Genomic DNA, 20,611 nt, shown 5'->3' on the forward strand with positions numbered 1-20,611 from the left:
GGGGGTCTAGAGAATGAAACAACGCAAAGTACCGCTTCGCAAATGCGTGGCTTGTCAAGAAATGATGCCGAAGAAACAGTTAATCAGGGTTGTTAAAACACCGGAAGATGAAGTGCTGATTGACCTTACGGGCAAGAAATCTGGCCGTGGTGCTTATCTTTGCGGTAAGGAAGCTTGCTTCCGTCTCGCTCAGAAGAACAGATCACTCGATCGGGCGCTCAAGTCACAAGTGAAGCCTGAGATCTATGAGCAGCTTGCACAAGACTTTATTAAGGCCGAAGATGAATTTTTGGCCGCAAGGGATAGTGCTGAAGATGAATAAGGCGCTGTCCTATGTAGGTCTTGCGACACGAGCAGGCAAATTAGTTTCTGGCGATGAAATTGTGCTAAAGGCTATCCGGTCTTCCGAAGCGAAAATGGTTATTGTTGCGGCCGATGCATCAGCTAATACACTCAAAAAATTCCGTGACAAGTGCAAATCGTACAACGTTCCTCTTCTGATCGGCTTCGATCGAGAAACACTTGGCAGCGCCATGGGTAAACCAGAACGTGTTGTACTCGCTGTAACGGATCCGGGATTTGTCAAAATGATCGCGAAGCAGGCCTTGACAATGTCGGAGGTGGAGTATATTGAGTAAACAAGATAGCAAACTGCGAGTTTATGAATATGCAAAATCACTCAACATGAGCAGCAAAGAAATCATTACCATTCTTAAGAAGCTGGATATTCCCGTTAACAATCATATGAGTGTAATGGAGAATGGCTCCGTTGCGAAGGTAGAACAATTTTTTAACAATATAAAAGCGGGAGCTGCAGTGAAACGTGAGCAGAGCTCATCCGCTCAGACGGTGGCGACATCGGCGGTTCGTGAAGATCAAGGAGCGACCGAGCGTTCTAATCCGTCTTTCCAAGGAGGTGCCACACAGAATTTGCAAAACGATGTGAAAAACAACGAGTCTAACAATACACGGAATGCTTCTGAGAGCAGTAACTCAAGACCAAAAAAACAACAGGAAAAGCAGGTAGGTATGAATAATAGACCAAATCAAAACAGTAACAGTGGATCCCAACGACAAAGCGGTCAAGATAACCGCAGATCAAACGGTAGTGTAGGCCAATCAGGCGGAGGTCAAGGAACCCGTCCTTCACAAGGCGGAAGCGCAAGCCGCCCTTCACAAGGCGGAAACACAAGCCGCCCTTCACAAGGTGGAAACGCAGGTCGTCCTTCACAAGGCGGAAATGCAAACAGACCTTCTTCCCAGCAAGGTAGTGGCCAAGGCAGCAGCCAAGGCAGAAGCAATAACAGCTCAGCGGGCGGCAACAACCGCGGTGGTCAAAACCGTAACAACAATAGCAACAATAGCAACCGCGGTGGCGGTGGCGGTGGCGGTGGACGTCGATTTGATGATGGAAACAGCAGAGGCAACTACCGCGGCAACAACCGCGGTGGTAAGAACAACCGTGGAAGAAACCAATCCAATCAGCCTCCTCGTGAGAAGATCGACAACACACCGAAGAAAATTATCGTTCGCGGTAATATGACTGTAGGTGAAGCGGCGAAACTACTTCACAAGGATGCTTCTGAAGTCATCAAGAAACTCATCTCGATGGGTGTTATGGCAACGATTAACCAGGAACTGGATATTGACACGATTCTGCTTCTAGCTGGTGAATTCGGTGTCGAAGTAGAAGTGAAGATCCCGGTTGAAGACGATCGCTTCGAAACTGTTGAAGAAAACGATGATCCGGCTGATCTGAAAGCTCGTCCTCCAGTTGTTACGATTATGGGACACGTCGACCATGGTAAAACAACACTTCTGGATACGATCCGTTCCACAAGTGTCACTGCAGGTGAGGCAGGCGGTATCACGCAGCACATCGGTGCATACCAAGTTGAAATAAACAATAAGAAGATTACCTTCCTCGATACTCCGGGTCACGAAGCGTTTACAGCAATGCGTGCCCGCGGTGCGGAAGTTACGGATATGACGATCATTGTTGTTGCAGCGGATGACGGTGTTATGCCTCAGACGGTAGAAGCAATCAACCATGCGAAGGCAGCAAATCTGCCGATTATCGTTGCGGTCAACAAGATCGATAAGCCGGGTGCAGATCCGGATCGTGTTAAGCAAGAACTTACGAACTATGAGCTCGTTCCAGAAGAGTGGGGCGGAGATACGATCTTTGTTAACGTTTCGGCGAAGCAAAAGATGGGTATTGAAGACTTACTCGAAATGATTCTGCTCGTAGCAGAAGTGAATGAGTACAAAGCGAACCCGAACAAACGTGCACGTGGTACAGTTATTGAGGCTGAACTGGATAAAGGACGCGGACCTGTAATGCGTCTGCTCGTTCAACACGGTACACTCAAAGTCGGAGATGCGTTTGTAGCAGGTAACTGCTTCGGACGTGTTCGTGCGATGGTCAACGATAAAGGCCGTAAGCTCAAAGAAGCAGGCCCGTCAACTCCGGTTGAAATTACAGGTCTGCAGGAAGTACCTCTTGCGGGTGATCCGTTTATGGTATTTGAAGATGAGCGCAAGGCTCGCTCCATTGCTGACAAGCGTGCAATTACACAGCGTGAATCCGATCTAGGAACACAAACGCGTGTAACGCTGGACGACTTGTTCAAGCATATTAAGGACGGAGAAATCAAAGATCTTAACGTGATTATCAAGGGAGACGTTCAAGGTTCGGTGGAGGCACTTAAAGGGTCTCTGGCGAAGATTGAAGTTGAAGGTGTACGCGTGAAGATTATCCACAGTGGCGCAGGTGCAATCACCGAGTCGGATATCATTCTGGCAGCTGCATCCAATGCCATTGTTATCGGATTTAATGTTCGTCCTGACGTTCAAGCGAAATCCACAGCCGATGCTGAAAAAGTCGACGTGCGTTTGTACAACGTTATTTATAACATTATTGAAGAGATCGAGCAGGCTATGAAGGGTATGCTGGATCCCGAATTTAAAGAGAGCGTCATCGGTCATGCCGAAGTACGTAATATCTTTAAGATTAGTAAAGTGGGAACTATTGCTGGATGTATGGTTACTTCCGGTAAAATCTCCCGTGCAGCTCAAACTCGCGTCATTCGGGATGGAATTGTTGTCTTTGAGGGCAAACTAGATACACTGAAACGATTCAAGGATGATGCTAAAGAAGTGGCGCAAGGTTATGAGTGCGGTATTACCATTGAGAATTTCAACGATATTAAAGAGGGCGACATTATTGAAGCGTTCGTAATGGAAACGGTAGAACGTAAATAATAATGTCCTTTGCTAGAGAGGTGAACACCTATGGCTAAAATAAGAACTGGACGTGTTAATGAGCAGGTGAAGAAAGAACTGAGCTTGCTGATCCAATCCGAGCTGAAAGATCCGCGTATCGGTTTTGTAACCATCACGGGTGTCGAAGTGACGAATGACCTGTCCCAAGCCAAAGTATATTTGAGTGTTCTCGGTGATGAGGAACAGAAGCATAATTCCCTGAAGGCTCTGGATAAAGCGAGTGGTTTTCTTCGCAGTGAATTGGGCAAACGGGTTAGACTTCGTCATGTTCCCGAGTTAATATTCAAGATTGATGAATCCATCGCTTACGGAAGCCGCATTGAGAAGCTGCTTACCGAGATTGATAAACCGGATTCTAAATGAAAATGAATAGAGGAGACGGCAATGCAGACTTATGAACAGGCGCTTGAGCAAGGAAAAGAATTTCTTCTCTTGCATGATGATTACCTGATCGTGTCGCATGTACAGCCGGACGGAGATGCAGTCAGCTCCACCGTAATGGTGGGCTGGCTTCTCTCATGTCTGGGGAAGAAATTCACGATGATCAACGAAGGACCGATACCACAGCGCATGCAGTATATGTGGAATGCGGACCAAATACTTAATGCTTCATTGCAACCCCCTCCGAAGCAGTTTCAACATGTTATCTGCGTGGATTGTGCGGATTATGAGCGTGTAGGCAAAGTAACGCACTGGTTTGCTGATGAGGCGAATATTTTAAATATTGATCACCATCCAACGAACAACGGTTATGGTAAAGTGAACATCATTAAGGATGATGCAGCAGCAACTGCAGAAATTTTATATGATCTTGTTGAAGCTTGTGGTGTGGCTTGGGATAAGGAAGCAGCTACAGCTGCATACACGGGTTTATTGACTGACACCGGAGGGTTTCGATATTCAAGCACAAGTCCGAAGGTGATGAAGATCGCTTCTGATCTGCTTGCGCTTGGTGTCAATGGCCCCGAGCTGGCTGAACGACTGCTTGAAGAGATTACATTGCCTCAGCTGAAAGTACTAACAAGAGCTCTTAATACATTATCTATTTCTGAAGATGGACAAATTGCCTGGGTCGTTGTCACTCCAGAAGACATGGTAGAGTGCGGTGCTCAAAATGATGATCTTGAAGGAATCGTCAACTACCCGCGGAATATTCAAGGGGTCGAGGTTGGTATTCTTTTTAAAGTCATTAGTGATGAGGTCGCTAAAGTCAGCTTCAGATCAGCGGGTAAGGTAGACGTAGCTGCTCTGGCCCAAGGCTTTGGCGGCGGCGGACATGTTCGGGCAGCGGGAGCTAGAGTGGAAGGTCCATGGCAAGACACAGTGAATCAAGTTGTAGAACGGGTGAAATCACAATTATGAACGGATATGAAGGTGTGCTTCCGTTATACAAGCCAGCAGGCTTTACATCACACGATGTCGTAGCGAAGATGCGGGGCATTCTAAAGATGAAGAGGATCGGACATACGGGTACACTTGACCCTCAGGTCACAGGAGTGCTTCCATTGTGTCTGGGTAGAGCGACAAGAGTGGTTGAATATTTGCAGGAGCTCCCGAAGGAATATGAGGCAACACTTCGATTGGGCATTGCAACAGACACCGAAGATATTACCGGGGAGATCACTGATCAAGTGGACCAGGTTGAGGTTAGTTCAGAAGACGTTAAACAAGTCCTGGAGCAATTTGTAGGGAAGATTTCTCAGGTTCCGCCCATGTATTCAGCAGTTAAGGTAGATGGAAAGAGGCTGTATGAGCTGGCTCGTCAAGGAAAGACGGTTGAGCGCAAAAGCCGTGAAGTAACCATCCATGAGCTGGAGCTGACAGGGCTTACGATCAAAGAAGGCTATCCCGAAATATCATTTCGTGTGCTGTGCTCCAAAGGTACTTATATACGTACACTATGTGTGGATATTGGCAAGACATTGGGTTATCCTTCTACGATGGTGGAGCTTACGAGAACGATGTCGGCGGGAATTCCTGTGGGTCGTTGTCTTAAGATTGAGGAGATAGAGCAATGTGTTTATGAGGGGACTCTGTCCAGTTATCTCATTCCAACCGACCAATCCATATGGAACATGCCTGCTTACCGCTTGGAAGAAGGTTATGAAAATTCCGTGTTTCAGGGAAAAAAGCTGTCTGATACACTCGTAAATCAGAAAATTAATGAAGAAGGATTGTTAAGGCTATATTCTGCCAATGAACAATTTTTAGGGATTTTTGATTGGACAGCAGAATCAGGTATAATTACACCTGTCAAAGTGTTTTTGCCAGAGCCTTCTTAATACTTCATCTTAATATAGGCTTTTTGTAAAATCGTGGGAATTGCAGGTGAATAATTGTGATAAGAAAGATGCTATCTTTTCCGCTGGCAGAAGGTGTTCTGGATGAACTGTCGAAGCCGCAAGTGCTTGCGATTGGACAATTTGACGGACTCCATCGCGGTCATGCCAGTGTCATACAAACCGCAGTGAATCTTTCTCGGGAGCAGGGAATACAGGCTGCTGTACTGACCTTTCATCCTCATCCGAAAGAAGTCATGCGGAAAGGGGATTACCAAGGCTATCTAACCCCGCTGAAAGAAAAAGAGGCCATTCTTGAAGAGATGAACGTCGATGTTATGTATGTTCTGGAATTCAACGAATCCTTGTCGAGCCTGTCTCCTGAACAATTCGTGAATCAATTTTTAATCAAGCTGGGTGTTCAAACCGCCGTTGTCGGCTTTGATTTTCGATTTGGCCACAAGGGCGCAGGTGATGAGAATACGCTAAGAGAACTGGGTGCGCCATCTATGAATGTGATTACGGTTCCGCCGCTCAGGCTGGACGGTGATAAGATCAGCAGCTCGTTTATTCGAAAAGCACTTCATGAAGGAAACATTACTGAAGTTACTCGTATGCTGGGCAGACCTTACTCCTTTACGGGAATTGTCATGGATGGAGAGAAGCGCGGTCGTACGATTGGCTTCCCTACGGCCAATGTCGAGCCTTCGGAGAATTATGTTGTCCCACTAAAAGGGGTATATGCGGTGTGGGTGACACATAACAAGAGGAGACATCCCGGAGTTATGAATATTGGAGTTAAGCCAACGTTTCACGACAACCGTACCAAGCCATCCTTTGAAGTGCATTTGCTCGATTTCAGCGGCGACTTGTACGGGGAAGAGCTGAAGGTGGAGCTTATCCATTTCCTTAGAACAGAGCAGAAATTTTCTTCAATCGATGCGCTCATCGCCCAGATCAAGCAGGATTCAGTGACGGCAAGTCAGCTTCTGACCGGTGATTCTCAAAACTAGTAACAGATTAGGAAGTTTAGATTTACATGAAATAGGCAAGTATGTTATACTGAAAGACGTTGTTAATTAAACAACATAACCTTAGCTTTGGTTGAAGGGCTCTCACCGGCCGCAACGAGGCTAAAGGCGATTATACTGAAGGAGGTGAACAGGATGGCATTAACTCAAGAACGTAAACAACAATTGATCGAAGAGCACAAAACTCACGAGTCCGATACTGGATCTCCAGAGGTGCAGGTTGCTATCCTTTCGGAAAACATCAAGAACTTGACTGATCACTTGCGTACGCACAAGAAAGACCACCATTCCCGTCGCGGGCTTTTGAAAATGGTAGGTCAACGCCGTAAGCTTCTTGCTTACGTGAAGAACAAAGACGTTAAACGTTACAGCGCTTTGATCGAGAAGCTTGGATTGCGCCGTTAATCATCGTATATCCTAACAACGACAGCCTGGTTGTCCCCGTCCTCTATGAAGAGTACGGGCTCGCAGCCGGGTTGTTTTGTAGATTGGGCTTCTTTTTATTCATAGCAGACAATTTAGAAGATTGTCTGATGCGGTGTTTATGAATCAGCTTCAAGCAGGTAATACTGGATATAACGATATTAATGGAGAAGATAAGGAGGGATCTCATGGAACAACGTGTTGAAATGATGCTTGGTGGTCGCAAGCTCGTCTTAGAGACCGGAAGACTTGCTAAGCAGGCAAATGCTGCTGTGACTGCACGCTATGGTGACACTGTCATTTTATGTACTGTGACTGCTTCTAGTGAACCGAAGGATTTGGATTTTTTCCCGCTGACAGTCAACTATGAAGAAAGATTGTATGCTGTAGGTAAAATCCCGGGTGGATTTATTAAAAGAGAAGGAAGACCTAGTGAGAAAGCAATTCTTGCAAGCCGTCTGACTGACCGTCCAATCCGTCCGCTATTTCCGGAAGGGTTCCGTAATGATGTTCAGGTTCTGAACCTTGTTATGAGTGTGGATCAGGATTGTGAACCTGAAATCACAGCGATGATCGGTACTTCTGCAGCACTTAGTATTTCTGATGTTCCGTTTAACGGTCCAATTGGAGGCGTCGCTGTAGGTCGTGTAAACGGCGAGTTCGTTATTAACCCTGACATTCAGCAGCAGGAAGCCAGCGACATCTATGTAGTCGTATCGGGAACGAAGGATGCTATTATGATGGTTGAAGCTGAAGCGAACGAAGTGCCTGAAGAGGTTATGCTCGAAGCCATCATGTTTGGTCATGAAGAGATCAAAAATATTGTTGCTGTCATTGAGCAGCTTACTGCGATGGCGGGCAAAGAAAAAATGCAGGTCAAGCTGCATGCCGTTGATGAAACGGTAAACAAAGAAGTACGCGATTATGCTGCAAGCCGTCTGGTTGAAGCAGTTCGTATCGAAGAGAAGCATGCAAGACAGGATGCGATTGATGCCATTAACGATGAAACGGTTGCTTTCTTTGAAGAGAAGTACATAGAAACTCCGGAACTGCTTAAAGACGTGAAAGAAATTCTTCACGACATCGTTAAGGAAGAAGTTCGTCGTCTGATTACACACGATAAGGTTCGCCCAGATGGACGAGCACTGGCTGAGATTCGTCCGATCGACTGCGATACAAGCCTCTTGCCTCGTACGCATGGATCTGGACTGTTTACTCGCGGGCAGACTCAAGCACTTAGTGTATGTACGCTTGGAGCGCTTGGAGATGTTCAAATTCTGGACGGAATTGATCCGGAAGAGACTAAACGCTTTATGCATCATTACAACTTCCCTCCGTTCAGCGTAGGAGAAGCAAGACCGCTTCGTCCTCCGGGTCGTCGTGAGATTGGTCATGGTGCGCTTGGTGAGCGAGCTCTCTCCAAAGTCATTCCGCCAGAATCGGAATTCCCGTACACGATCCGACTTGTATCCGAAGTTATTGAATCTAACGGTTCGACTTCCCAAGCAAGTATTTGTGCATCTACGCTTGCCATGATGGATGCAGGTGTACCGATCAAAGCTCCAGTTGCGGGTGTAGCTATGGGTCTAATTAAAGATGGAGAGCATGTATCCATTCTTACCGATATTCAAGGCATGGAAGATCACCTGGGTGATATGGACTTTAAGGTTGCGGGTACAGCTGAAGGTGTAACTGCGATTCAAATGGATATTAAGATTGATGGTATCGACCGCAGCATTTTGTCTGACGCGCTTACGCAAGCTAGAGAAGGACGGATGCATATTCTAGGTAAAATGATGGAGGCCATCCAAGCACCTAGAGAGACACTTTCTCAATATGCTCCTAAAATTCTGACGATGTACATTAATCCGGACAAGATCCGTGATGTGATCGGTGCAGGCGGTAAAGTAATCAACAAGATTATTGAAGAGACAGGTGTTAAGATTGACATCGAGCAGGACGGTCGTGTCTTCATTTCTTCTGCTGATCAAGAGATGAACGATAAAGCCCGCGCGATTATTGAGGGCATTGTTCGTGAAGTCGTTGTAGGCGAGATCTATGTTGGTAAAGTCAAACGTGTTGAGAAGTTTGGTGCATTTGTTGAAGTACTCCCTAACAAAGAGGGACTTGTTCACATTTCCCAGCTATCGACTGATCGTGTTGCCAAGGTGGAAGATGTCGTTGCTGTGGGTGATTCCATCACTGTTAAAGTAACGGAGATCGATCAGCAAGGTCGTATTAATCTTTCGCGCAAAGCAGTACTGACAGCTGAAACGAAAGCCTAACATCTAATTGCTCTTAAAGAGAGACAGAACTCGAATTCTGGCTCTTTTTTTGATGCATGGGAACTACAATCACATATTTAAAAATAGATTTATACCGAACGCCTTTCCGGCGTTTTTTTGTACATATTGGAACCGCTGCCGTCATAAAATGGGACAAACGAGGGGCGGGAGGTTAGAGGTGTGAAGACGCAACAGAAAAAATGGGCTGTCGTCATCGCTAGTACGCTAGCTGCAGTGACTATTGGACAAGCCACGGGCATTACGAATCATTTCCCACTGGATCGGAATGTAAATACAGAGGACGCTTTCGATATGTACGTGAATGCGGTCCCTGAGGATGAGCTGAAAAGGCAGATTGAGGATAAGGCAGAAGAGTACAAGGTGGAACCTATTGATGCCAAGGTTGATCGGGTCTGGAAGGCCATTCCTGGATATAACGGAATGGAAGTGGATGTTCAGGCAACATACCTTCAGGCACGTTCGAATCCCAATGGAGCTTCTATTCCATTAGTCTATAAGCAAATACCACCAAAAGTAACACTCGATGATCTGGGAGCACAGCCGATTTATCGTGGAAATCCCGAGAAGAAGATGGCTTCCTTCATGATAAACGTCGCATGGGGAAACGAGTATATCGTTCCAATGCTGGATATCCTTGATGAATATAAGATAAAGGCGACTTTTTTTCTCGATGGAAGCTGGCTGAAGAAGAACGAGCAAATGGCCAAGGAGATACAGAAGAGAGGTCATGAACTGGAGAATCATGCCTATTCTCACCCGAACATGAGTCAGCTTACGACAGAGAGGGCTACGCTTGAAATATCTAAGACAAAGTCATTATTAAAAGAAATGCTTGGTGTGGAGAACAAATGGTTTGCTCCACCTTCCGGAGATTATGATCAGGAGACGGTGGAACTCGCAAGACAGCAGGGCTTGAAGACCGTCTTGTGGACGATAGATACTGTAGACTGGAAGAAGCCAAGTCCAGACAGTGTGGTAGCCAAGATTACCAAAGGGGTTGAGCCAGGCTCGCTTATCCTGATGCATCCGACAGCCTCCTCAGCCGGGGCGATGCGAGGGATGATCGAAGGGATAACGAAGAAAGGAATCAAGCTGGGTACGGTTAGCGAGACCTTGTCCTCGGAGAGACTCGATGTACCGGAAAGTTGAGTGAAGCCGTTTTTTTTGGTAGGATTAATGCTGTCGATCGTTAATCATATTCAAGACAAAGCAATGGAGGGCCAATCGTGAAAAAAATGATACTTAGTAATGGCCTAAGAGTGGTCATGGAGCAGATTCCGACCAGCCGATCGGTATCCTTCGGTATATGGGTGAAGACAGGTTCTCGCAATGAGGATGATTCAATAAATGGAGTGTCACACTTTATCGAGCATATGCTGTTTAAAGGAACAGATCGTTTTGATGCGAAGGATATAGCAGAGCAGTTTGATGCCATCGGCGGCAATGTCAATGCGTTCACATCCAAGGAGTACACCTGCTATTATGCTAAAGTATTGGATGAGCATTTGCCTATCGCTGTTGATGTATTGTCAGATATGTTCTTCCACTCCAAATTTGATAGTGAAGAGCTCGTTAAGGAGAAGAACGTTATCCTTGAAGAGATTTCCATGTATGAGGATACACCGGATGACATGGTGCATGATCTGATCTCCCTGGCTGCTTATGGAGAGCATCCTTTAGCTTATCCGATATTAGGTACGGAAGAGAAGCTGAGCACGATGAACGAGTTCAGCCTGCGCTCCTATATGAACGAGCAGTACACGATCGAGAACACCGTCATTAGTTTAGCTGGAAATATTGACGAGGACAGTACGATTGAGCTGCTTGAGAAGTACTTTGGTTCATTTAATGTACATAGCCCGGCGAATCGGTCTGGTATTAAGGCTCCTGATTTCAAAGGCAATCTGCTGTTTCACAAAAAGAAAACAGAGCAGAATCATATTTGTCTGGCCTTTCCCGGATGTTCAATCCATGATGACAAGCAGTACGCCATGGTGCTCATTAACAATGCGATCGGCGGCGGAATGAGTTCGCGGCTGTTTCAAGAGATTCGGGAGAAGCGCGGCCTCGCTTACTCCGTTTATTCGTATCATAGTGCTCATGCGGATAGTGGGCTGTTCACTATCTATGCGGGTACAGCACCTAAGCAAACGAAGGAAGTCATGGACCTGACAAGTGGAATTTTACAGGATCTGGCTGAGAATGGACTTACTGAGGATGAGCTGCGCAAAGGGAAGGAACAACTGAAAGGCAGTCTTATTTTAAGTCTGGAAGGTACCGGAAGCCGTATGAATCGAAACGGTAAGAATGAACTGATGGTAGGTAAGCATCAAACGCTTGATGAGATTATCGCCAAAATTGAACGGGTTACAATGGATGATGTGAATGCTGTGCTTGATCGAATGTTCGCACAGCCGTATGCGCTTGCTATGGTAGGAGCCTCAGATCGTGCGATTGCATCACTTAGGAGGGACGATTTTGTCAATACACGTACAAATTAAAAAAATGCCTGGAACCGAGGACATTCCGCTTCCGATGCAAATGTCTGAGCTGGCTGCCGGGTTTGATTTATATGCCGCAGTTGATGCGGAGACGGTGCTGAAGCCGGGAGAAAGAGCATTAATTCCTACGGGATTTGCGATGGCAATTCCTGCAGGCTATGAAGCACAGATTCGGCCTAGAAGCGGGCTGGCCTTCAAGCACGGGATAACCTGTCTTAATACACCTGGAACGATTGATGCTGATTATCGGGGAGAAGTGAAGGTTCTTCTTATCAACCTTGGTAATGAGCCTTTCGCGATTGCACGTGGAGAAAGAGTAGCTCAAATGGTCATTCAGGCCGTGCCTCAAGTTATCATTGCCGAGGTTTCCGAGCTGTCTGAAACGGTGCGCGGCGCAGGCGGATTTGGTCATACAGGTAAATAAAATAAAGTGAATTGCGCAGCCGCTCTTTCTGAGAGCGGCTTTTTTATATTTAAGGATTTTACAAAATCCTGGCTTTCGAATCACCAGGGCAAACTTCACGGCATAAGATGACAGCGTAAAGTCGTGGAAAGGAGTGACATCCTGATGTTGACCGGATTACGGATCGTCGTTCTAGGCGGAGATGCACGTCAGCTAGAGGTCATTCGTCGCTGCGCTGAGCTTGATGCGTCGGTTAGTATTGTAGGTTTTGATACCCTCCAGCACATCCCTGATGGAGCGGTAAAGGAAGAACTGAGTGAGCATCTCCTCACTTCAGCAGATGTTGTCATACTGCCCGTAGTCGGCTGTGATGATGAGGGGTATATTCAAGCAAAATATGCGACAGAGGGAACCGTTCTTCAATTAACACCTGAACTGGCAGGAGCACTTCCTGTACATAGTTCGGTCTATACAGGAATAGCAAAGCCGTATTTGAAGGAGCTGTGCAGTACTCATAATCTGCGTCTGGTAGAACTGCTAGAACGGGATGATGTCGCCATTCATAATTCAATTCCAACAGCAGAAGGCGCAATCATGATTGCGATTCAGAATACAGATTTTACGATTCACAATTCGGTAGCTCTGGTGCTCGGTATGGGACGTACGGGATTTACCATGGCTAAAACATTGCAGGGACTCGGTGCCGATGTAAGGGTAAGCGTAAGACGTGAGGAAGATGCAGCCAGAGCGTCGGTGATGGGCCTAAAGCCTTTCCTGACAAGGGATTTAGCGAATTATGCCGGGGAGGCCGACTTGATTTTTAATACGATACCGTCTATGATTATCACAGCACAAATCCTGTCCAAAATGAAACCTAAATCGTTTATTATTGATCTGGCCTCAGCGCCTGGAGGGACCGATTTCCGTTATGCGGAGAAGCGCGGAATCAAAGCGATGCTCGCTCCCGGGCTCCCTGGCATTGTCGCTCCCAAAACAGCTGGTGAGATTATCGCAAATTCGATCGTCAGTTTGCTGCTTTGTGATCAATAATGAACGGAGGAATCAGGTTATGAATTGGCAGGGAAAAACGGTTGGTTATGCGATTACAGGTTCACATTGTACTTTTGAAGAGGTCATGCCGGTCGTTAAGCGGTTTAAAGACGAAGGTGCCGACGTCGTGCCTATTATATCAAATTCGGTGCTGACAACGGATACCCGGTTCGGAACGTCCGAAAGTTGGCAAAAACAGTTGAAAGATATAACAGGTAATGATATCATTTCTTCAATTGTTGAAGCCGAGCCTCTGGGACCGTCCAAAAGGCTTGATGTATTGGTTATTGCTCCTTGTACAGGAAATACGACCAGCAAGCTTGCTAATGCGATGACGGATAGCCCCGTGCTTATGGCTGCCAAATCTCAAATGCGCAATCAGCGCCCGGTCGTTCTTGCAATCTCAACAAATGATGGACTTGGTTTGAATGCAGCGAATATTGCTAAATTACTTGTTGCCAAATATATTTATTTTGTGCCATTTGGCCAGGATAATCCACAAGCGAAACCAAATTCGCTCGTCGCTAAGATGCATTTGATCCCTGAAGCAGCTTATGCAGCACTTGAAGGAAAACAAATGCAGCCGATCCTTATGTGAAGCGACTAGCGTTATGTTAATTCACTTCACGAACGAGAGGTATCGCAAGATGCCTTTTTCGGGGTGTAAATATACCGGGAAATCCGGCTGATGAAGAAAGAGTCATAATATATCACTTTCGTTTGTCAGTAATTAAAGGGGAGATACACTATAATGAGCAATCAGAAGTTTAATGTGGCTGTTGTGGGTGCGACGGGAGCAGTAGGAGAACAAATTATCGGTCTACTCGAGAAGAGAGATTTTCCGATAAATAAGCTTAAGCTGTTGTCTTCCAAGCGCTCTGCTGGCTCCACGATTAACTTTAGAGGCCAAGACATTACAGTAGAAGAAGCAACCCCTGAAAGTTTTGAAGGAATCGAAATTGCACTCTTTAGTGCGGGCGGTGATGTAAGTAAGGAGCTTGCTCCTCATGCTGTTCGTCATGGTGCAGTTTGTATCGATAACACCAATGCTTTCCGTATGGATGAGAATACACCGCTGGTTGTACCTGAAGTTAACAAAGAGAAGATCAGCGAGCACAATGGCATTATTGCAAATCCGAACTGCTCCACAATTCAAATGGTAGCTGCGCTTAAGCCGCTGTATGACCGCTATGGTATTTCTAAGATTATTGTATCCACATACCAAGCTGTATCGGGTGCCGGCAGCCGTGCCATTGATGAGATGCTTCGCCAATCGAAGGCTGTATTATCCGGTGAAGAGGTTAATCCGGATATCCTTCCGGTAGGATCGCTTCCAGTGAAGCATCAAATTGCTTTTAATGCGATTCCACAAATTGATAAGTTTCAAGATAACGGCTATACATTAGAGGAAATGAAAATGGTTCGCGAAACCAAAAAAATCATGTCGGATGACACCCTTGGGGTTACTGCAACATGTGTACGTATCCCGGTTATCTATGGTCACTCCGAATCCGTATATGTAGAGCTTAAAGAAAATTATGATCTAGAAGAAGTAAAAGCACTGCTGGCTGAAGCTCCTGGAGTCACTCTAGTAGATGACCCGGCTAATCAGCAGTATCCGCTTGCGACAGATGCAGCTGGCAAACCCGATGTGTTTGTAGGCCGTCTTCGTCGTGACTTGGGGAATGAAAAAGGACTGAATATGTGGATTGTATCGGATAATCTTCAAAAAGGCGCTGCATGGAACGCTGTGCAAATTGCCGAAATTATCGCATCTGAACGCTTAAGCAACGCCTAAGTTTTCATTCCATTTGTTTTGCTACTTTCTTTCAGCTTAAGTCTTCTTGATTTACAAATGGAGGAATACATGCATGGGTATTTTAGTGCAAAAATTTGGGGGAACATCCCTGTCAACACCGGCGGCACGCGAACGTGTCCTTGGTCATATGAAACGTGAAATTGCTGCCGGACACTCGCTCGTAGTGGTCGTCTCTGCGATGGGTCGCAGAGGCGAACCTTATGCTACGGATACACTTCTGGACTGGATTGTTCAGAATGGAAATGCGCTGCCGGCGCGTGAAAAAGATATTCTGCTATCCTGTGGTGAGCTGATTTCAGCAGCTACGCTCACTAGCTTAGTTGAACATGAAGGAATAACAGCGACCGTACTGACAGGTGGTCAGGCTGGCATATTAACTGACGATCAGTTTGGTAATGCGCGGATTCTTGCTGTGAAGCCGGAACGCATTCTGGAAGAACTCAAGACACACCAAGTTGTCATTGTGGCTGGATTCCAGGGCGCTGATGAAAAGGGTGACATCACAACACTCGGCCGCGGTGGCAGTGATACTTCAGCTACAGCGCTTGGTGCCGCACTGCACGCTGATATGGTCGATATCTATACAGATGTGGATGGGATTCTTACCGCAGATCCGAGAATTGTTGAAGACGCGAAGCCGCTTCTCTATGTTGGCTATGCAGAGATCAGCAATATGGCTCACCAAGGTGCGAAGGTGATTCATCCTCGTGCAGTGGAGATCGCGATGCAGGCACAGATTCCGGTGCGTGTCAGATCGACATTCGGTGATGGGGAAGGAACATTGATTACACATCCTGAAGGGATTAAGGATGTACAGTCAGGAATTGTAGACCGATTCGTCACTGGAATTGCCTATGTGAATAATGTCACGCAAATTATGGTAGAGGCAGACAAAGAAGTTGGTAAACTTCAGCTGAAGGTATTCAAAGCGATGGCTGAGAATGGAATCAGTGTTGATTTTATTAATGTATCTCCTTCTGGAGCTGTTTATACTGTGTTTGATCATGACTCGGAGAAGGCAATTCGTATTCTTCAAGATATGGATCTTAAGCCAAGAAGCTTGTCAGGCTGCGCTAAGGTCTCTGTCATTGGTGGAGGAATTAATGGGGTTCCTGGAATTATGGCTAGAATTGTAGAATCACTCGCAGAGGCAGATATCGAGATATTGCAGTCAGCGGACTCCAATACAACGATTTGGGTACTTGTCAAGAAGGAAGATATGGTGGGAGCGCTTCGTGCACTTCATTCCAAATTTGAACTTCATCGCTAGAGACGAGAGTGCAAGGAGGATACAATCGTGGAATTCGGAAGACTTATTACAGCAATGGTTACCCCTTTTAACGATGAAGGCAGTATCCATTGGGAAGAAACCTCCAGACTAATCGATTACTTAATTGATGTTCAACAAACTGATACACTGGTTATTGCAGGCACAACAGGTGAATCACCGACATTAACCGACGCTGAAAAAGTGCAGTTGTTTGAATTTGTTGTTAAGCATGCGGCAGGGCGGGCCAAGATTATCGCCGGTACAGGCAGCAACAGCACGCACCATTCCATCCAGCTTACCCGTGAGGCGGAGAAAGCCGGTGTAGATGGAGTGCTCTTGGTTGTTCCTTATTACAACAAACCGAACCAAGAAGGGATGTACCAGCATTTTTCTGCAATCGCGAAGGCGACCTCCCTTCCTGTAATGCTGTATAACGTTCCTGGACGAACAGGAGCCTGCTTGTCTGTGGAGACAACACTTCGGCTTGCAGCGATCGATAATATTGTGGCGACTAAGGAATGTGCATCCATTGAACAGGTGGCACAGATTTCAGGAGCTGCACCTGAGGGCTTCAAAGTCTATTCAGGCGATGATTCTTCAGTGCTTCCGGCACTAGCTGTGGGTGGATACGGTATTGTTAGTGTAGCCGGTCATATCGTAGGTGCGTCAATGAAGGAAATGATTCATGCCTATGTTAGTGGTGATGTTTCGAAGGCCGCTTCGATCAATCATAGATTATTACCTGTCTTCAAGGGCTTATTTGAAGCGCCTCATCCGGTCCCTAATCCGGTTGCAGTCAAATATGCGCTTGCACTGAGAGGTTATTCAGTAGGCACCGTTAGACTGCCTCTGGTACCTCCAACGGAGCAGGAGAAAGAATTTATCCGTCAATTAATCGGCACCATTTCTTAGTTCATTTAACTGGAAACTAATTTGGATTATGTATTGTCAAACCCTCGTACTCAGATAGATTGAGTACGAGGTTTTTTTGTATGGAACAGACATGTTCTTTGAGCGGTAACCAAGGGGCTTAATATACTTAAGATGCGCTGTTTAAGGAAGAGGAGCTCGTTTGTTTTTATATGAAATGGAGAAACTAAACCTTACAAAACGTGACTGACTTGTTTTTTCAGTTTTTAATCATGTATAATGATGTCAAGTGACTGGGTGCGGTATATTTTTGAAATAGATTGTTTAACAGCAAAGTGTGTGGGAACTTCGGCTGAGAAGCTATAGGTTTCTTTGAATAAAATAATAATAATATCATTAAGGTACGACGTCCAACTACCATAGGAGGTTCAGATTCTTTTGTCAAAAAAAAATAACAACGATAAATTGATGATTTTCGCATTGGGCGGCGTCGGTGAAATCGGTAAGAACATGTATGTTGTTCAGTACGGTAATGACATTGTAGTCGTAGATGCGGGTTTAAAATTCCCAGAAGAGGATATGCTTGGCATTGATATCGTCATTCCAGATATTTCCTACTTAACTGAAAATCGAGATAAAGTAAAAGGGATTGTACTGACACACGGACATGAAGACCATATTGGCGGATTGCCTTATGTACTCAAACATCTAAATGTACCAGTATATGGAACGAAGCTTACACTCGGACTCGTAGAAAATAAGCTGAAGGAAGCTAATTTGCTTGGCGAAACGAAGCGGATTCTCATTAACGAGGATTCTGAAATACAGCTTGGCAACAGCCTTAAGGTTAATTTCTTCAAGACAAACCACAGTATTCCTGATTCTGTAGGTGTGTGCGTCGAGACTCCAGAAGGTGTCGTCGTACATACGGGAGACTTCAAATTTGATCATACTCCAGTCAATGGTCAGTATGCAGATCTTCAGCGTATGGCAGAAATCGGTTCCAAAGGTGTACTGGCATTGTTATCAGACAGTACAAACGCAGAGAAGCCAGGATTTACCCCTTCTGAGAAAAATGTGGGTGTCGTTATGGAGGATATTTTCCGTAAGGCAAGCCAGCGTGTCGTTGTTGCGACCTTCGCATCCAACGTGCACCGGATCCAGCAAGTCATTAACGCTGCTGAAACTACGGGACGCAAAGTAACCGTAATCGGGAGAAGCATGGTAAATGTAGTAGGTATTGCATCCGATCTTGGTTATCTGGATATTCCTGACGGCATGATTATTGAGCCGGAAGAAGTAGGCAAGATGGCAGCAGACCGCGTTGTAATCTTGTGCACAGGCTCCCAAGGAGAACCGATGTCTGCGCTTACTCGCATGGCTCGCTCAACTCACCGCAAAGTGGATATCCTGCCAGGAGACACAGTTATCATTGCGGCAACACCAGTTCCAGGTAACGAGAAATACGTAGGGCGCACAATAGACGAGTTGTTCAGACTTGGAGCTGAGGTTCACTACAGCGGAGCTAACTCTGGCGTACACGTTTCCGGTCACGGCAGTCAAGAGGAATTGAAGCTCATGCTGAATCTGATGAAACCGAAATATTTCATTCCGATTCACGGTGAGTTTAGAATGCAGCGTCGTCATGCACTGCTGGCAGAGTCTGTCGGCATTGATTCAGATAACATCTTCATTACCGATGTTGGTGAAGTAGTTGAGATTCAGGGCGGAGCTGCTCGCAGAGCGGGCAAGGTATCTTCCGGAAATGTATTAATTGATGGTCTTGGAGTAGGCGACGTAGGAAATATCGTACTGCGTGATCGCAAGCTGCTCTCACAAGACGGAATTCTTGTTGTTGTCGTTACGCTTAGCAAGCAGGATGGTAAGATCGTTTCCGGTCCTGACATCATCTCCAGAGGATTCGTGTATGTTCGTGAATCCGAGGGCTTGTTGGATGAAGCGAATCGTATTGTAACAAGTACACTTCAGAAGCTTATGAGTGAGAATGTCAATGAATGGGCATCGCTCAAAACCAATGTCAAAGACGCGCTCGGACGTTTCTTGTATGAGCAAACGCGCCGTCGCCCTATGATTTTGCCAATCATTATGGAAGTATAGTAAACCAATAACTTCAAACGAAGGCACACAGTCGCCTCTTCTAAGCTGACAGGTAATATTGGACGGTTCCCTGTTAGCGAGGAAGAGGCTTTTTCGTGTCTTTTCATGTGTATAAGATTCATTGTGGAATTGTCATACTAACCCAGATATTGAAGACAAAACTTTCAAAGGAAGTGTTGATGTGACAAATCCGTTAATCGGCAAAGATAAAGGCGAAGGTGCAAAGAACGAGACCCCAATGCTGCCGCCGGAGCAGCAGCCCAAATCTAATCCTGTTGTTAATACGATTCAAGAGCTGGGACAGACTACCGTTCCTTCTGGAGAATCTAATATCTTCTGTATGACGATTATTGGTCAAATCGAAGGGCATCTTATCTTGCCTCCCCAAAATAAAACAACAAAATATGAGCATCTCATCCCACAGCTGGTTGCGGCAGAGCAAAATCCGCGAATTGAAGGCATTCTGATTATATTAAATACGGTCGGCGGTGATGTGGAAGCAGGGCTTGCAATCGCAGAAATGATTGCTTCCATGTCCAAGCCAACGGTTACTGTTGTCATCGGGGGAGGTCATAGCATTGGGGTGCCAATAGCTGTCAGCAGTACGTATTCCATTATTGCGGAGAGTGCCACAATGACCATTCACCCGGTGCGTATGAACGGGTTGTTTATTGGGGTCCCGCAGACCTTTGAGTACATTGAGAAAATGCAGGAGCGGGTTGTGCGATTTGTAACCTCTCACTCCCGTATTACGGAGGAGCACTTCAAAGAACTAATGTTTAAGCAGGGGGAATTGAATCGAGATATCGGTACAGCGGTAGGTGGAAATGATGCGGTTCAATATGGCCTGATGGATGCAGTAGGCGGAATTGGTGAAGCCATCGCTCAGCTGAATAAGCTGATCCTGTCGAGAAAGGATATGAGGGCTGCCGCTTCTCCTGGAGGGATGACACAATGACCCTTTATACGATCATGTCCGGTGAACAGATTTTTGAAGGAATGTGGAAAGAACAGCCTCCATTATTAGAAATGCAGATCGAAGGCCGATTGTTGCAGATCATGCCTGTTAACGAAAGGTCGGGGATCATCGTAAGGCTGATCAATGGCAGCTTGTATGATTATCTGGATTCCGCTTATACGCCAGGGCGTGAAATTTCGCTTAACTCTGCTCAAAGTTAAACATACGTCCTTGTGGTCAAGATTCGACGAAAAAGAACATATGTGCGGATGTAGACTTATGGTATAATATTCTTCTG

At 45.9% G+C, this 20,611-nt stretch carries 20 protein-coding genes; all 20 read left to right on the forward strand.

Going from position 1 to position 20,611, the window contains the following annotated elements; genetic code table 11:
* Nucleotides 1-13 precede the first annotated feature (13 nt).
* The 20 genes from rnpM (at nt 14) to ACFSVM_RS06795 (ending at nt 20,534) form a co-directional block, all read left to right on the forward strand.
* Complete coding sequence (rnpM, locus tag ACFSVM_RS06700) at nt 14-322, forward strand: RNase P modulator RnpM (protein WP_076311114.1); 309 nt, start codon at nt 14-16, stop codon at nt 320-322.
* The gene (locus ACFSVM_RS06705) at nt 315-638 is read left to right on the forward strand and encodes a L7Ae/L30e/S12e/Gadd45 family ribosomal protein (RefSeq protein WP_152557580.1); all 324 of its coding nucleotides are present in this window, start codon (nt 315-317) and stop codon (nt 636-638) included. Before rnpM ends, ACFSVM_RS06705 begins: the two co-directional genes overlap by 8 nt.
* A complete protein-coding gene (gene infB / locus ACFSVM_RS06710; protein WP_379261004.1) occupies nt 631-3,264 on the forward strand; it encodes a translation initiation factor IF-2 in 2,634 nt (877 codons plus the stop codon). Before ACFSVM_RS06705 ends, infB begins: the two co-directional genes overlap by 8 nt.
* A gap of 30 nt (nt 3,265-3,294) precedes the next feature.
* Nucleotides 3,295-3,648, forward strand: a complete 354-nt coding sequence (rbfA, locus tag ACFSVM_RS06715; RefSeq protein ID WP_076311111.1) for a 30S ribosome-binding factor RbfA — start codon at nt 3,295-3,297, stop codon at nt 3,646-3,648.
* A 21-nt stretch (nt 3,649-3,669) separates the two neighbouring features.
* Nucleotides 3,670-4,647: a DHH family phosphoesterase gene (locus tag ACFSVM_RS06720; protein ID WP_379261007.1), complete on the forward strand. Its 978-nt coding sequence runs from the start codon at nt 3,670-3,672 to the stop codon at nt 4,645-4,647.
* Complete coding sequence (gene truB / locus ACFSVM_RS06725) at nt 4,644-5,567, forward strand: tRNA pseudouridine(55) synthase TruB (RefSeq protein WP_379261009.1); 924 nt, start codon at nt 4,644-4,646, stop codon at nt 5,565-5,567. Before ACFSVM_RS06720 ends, truB begins: the two co-directional genes overlap by 4 nt.
* A 56-nt stretch (nt 5,568-5,623) precedes the next feature.
* Nucleotides 5,624-6,577: a bifunctional riboflavin kinase/FAD synthetase gene (locus ACFSVM_RS06730; protein ID WP_379261011.1), complete on the forward strand. Its 954-nt coding sequence runs from the start codon at nt 5,624-5,626 to the stop codon at nt 6,575-6,577.
* 153 nt (nt 6,578-6,730) lie between these two features.
* Nucleotides 6,731-7,000 carry a 30S ribosomal protein S15 gene (gene rpsO, locus ACFSVM_RS06735; protein ID WP_076311107.1) on the forward strand — a complete coding sequence of 90 codons (270 nt, stop codon included), beginning with the start codon at nt 6,731-6,733 and terminating at the stop codon, nt 6,998-7,000.
* Between the two features lie 206 nt (nt 7,001-7,206).
* On the forward strand, nt 7,207-9,303 hold the full coding sequence (pnp, locus tag ACFSVM_RS06740) for a polyribonucleotide nucleotidyltransferase (protein ID WP_076311106.1): 2,097 nt from the start codon (nt 7,207-7,209) through the stop codon (nt 9,301-9,303).
* Nucleotides 9,304-9,483: 180 nt separating this feature from the next.
* Nucleotides 9,484-10,473 (forward strand): polysaccharide deacetylase family protein, encoded by a 990-nt coding sequence (locus ACFSVM_RS06745; protein ID WP_379261014.1) that lies wholly within the window; start codon nt 9,484-9,486, stop codon nt 10,471-10,473.
* An 86-nt stretch (nt 10,474-10,559) separates the two neighbouring features.
* Nucleotides 10,560-11,825: a M16 family metallopeptidase gene (locus ACFSVM_RS06750; RefSeq protein ID WP_379262899.1), complete on the forward strand. Its 1,266-nt coding sequence runs from the start codon at nt 10,560-10,562 to the stop codon at nt 11,823-11,825.
* Nucleotides 11,826-11,829: 4 nt separating this feature from the next.
* Nucleotides 11,830-12,249 (forward strand): dUTP diphosphatase, encoded by a 420-nt coding sequence (gene dut, locus ACFSVM_RS06755; protein ID WP_379262901.1) that lies wholly within the window; start codon nt 11,830-11,832, stop codon nt 12,247-12,249.
* Nucleotides 12,250-12,393: 144 nt separating this feature from the next.
* Nucleotides 12,394-13,278 carry a dipicolinate synthase subunit DpsA gene (gene dpsA, locus ACFSVM_RS06760; RefSeq protein WP_379261016.1) on the forward strand — a complete coding sequence of 295 codons (885 nt, stop codon included), beginning with the start codon at nt 12,394-12,396 and terminating at the stop codon, nt 13,276-13,278.
* A gap of 19 nt (nt 13,279-13,297) precedes the next feature.
* Nucleotides 13,298-13,876: a dipicolinate synthase subunit B gene (locus tag ACFSVM_RS06765; RefSeq protein WP_379261018.1), complete on the forward strand. Its 579-nt coding sequence runs from the start codon at nt 13,298-13,300 to the stop codon at nt 13,874-13,876.
* Nucleotides 13,877-14,029: 153 nt separating this feature from the next.
* Nucleotides 14,030-15,076: an aspartate-semialdehyde dehydrogenase gene (locus tag ACFSVM_RS06770; RefSeq protein WP_076311100.1), complete on the forward strand. Its 1,047-nt coding sequence runs from the start codon at nt 14,030-14,032 to the stop codon at nt 15,074-15,076.
* Nucleotides 15,077-15,149: 73 nt separating this feature from the next.
* A complete protein-coding gene (gene dapG / locus ACFSVM_RS06775) occupies nt 15,150-16,367 on the forward strand; it encodes an aspartate kinase (protein WP_076311099.1) in 1,218 nt (405 codons plus the stop codon).
* Nucleotides 16,368-16,391: 24 nt separating this feature from the next.
* A complete protein-coding gene (gene dapA, locus ACFSVM_RS06780) occupies nt 16,392-17,279 on the forward strand; it encodes a 4-hydroxy-tetrahydrodipicolinate synthase (protein ID WP_379262903.1) in 888 nt (295 codons plus the stop codon).
* Between the two features lie 396 nt (nt 17,280-17,675).
* Nucleotides 17,676-19,355, forward strand: coding sequence for a ribonuclease J (locus ACFSVM_RS06785; RefSeq protein WP_076311097.1), 1,680 nt, complete (start codon nt 17,676-17,678; stop codon nt 19,353-19,355).
* A gap of 238 nt (nt 19,356-19,593) precedes the next feature.
* The gene (locus tag ACFSVM_RS06790; RefSeq protein WP_076312510.1) at nt 19,594-20,313 is read left to right on the forward strand and encodes a ClpP family protease; all 720 of its coding nucleotides are present in this window, start codon (nt 19,594-19,596) and stop codon (nt 20,311-20,313) included.
* Nucleotides 20,310-20,534, forward strand: a complete 225-nt coding sequence (locus tag ACFSVM_RS06795; RefSeq protein ID WP_076311096.1) for a YlzJ-like family protein — start codon at nt 20,310-20,312, stop codon at nt 20,532-20,534. Before ACFSVM_RS06790 ends, ACFSVM_RS06795 begins: the two co-directional genes overlap by 4 nt.
* Nucleotides 20,535-20,611 lie beyond the last annotated feature (77 nt).

Origin of the sequence: Paenibacillus shunpengii, from assembly GCF_042684905.1 — a bacterium.
In the GTDB taxonomy this organism is placed as follows: Bacteria; Bacillota; Bacilli; order Paenibacillales; family Paenibacillaceae; genus Paenibacillus; species Paenibacillus shunpengii.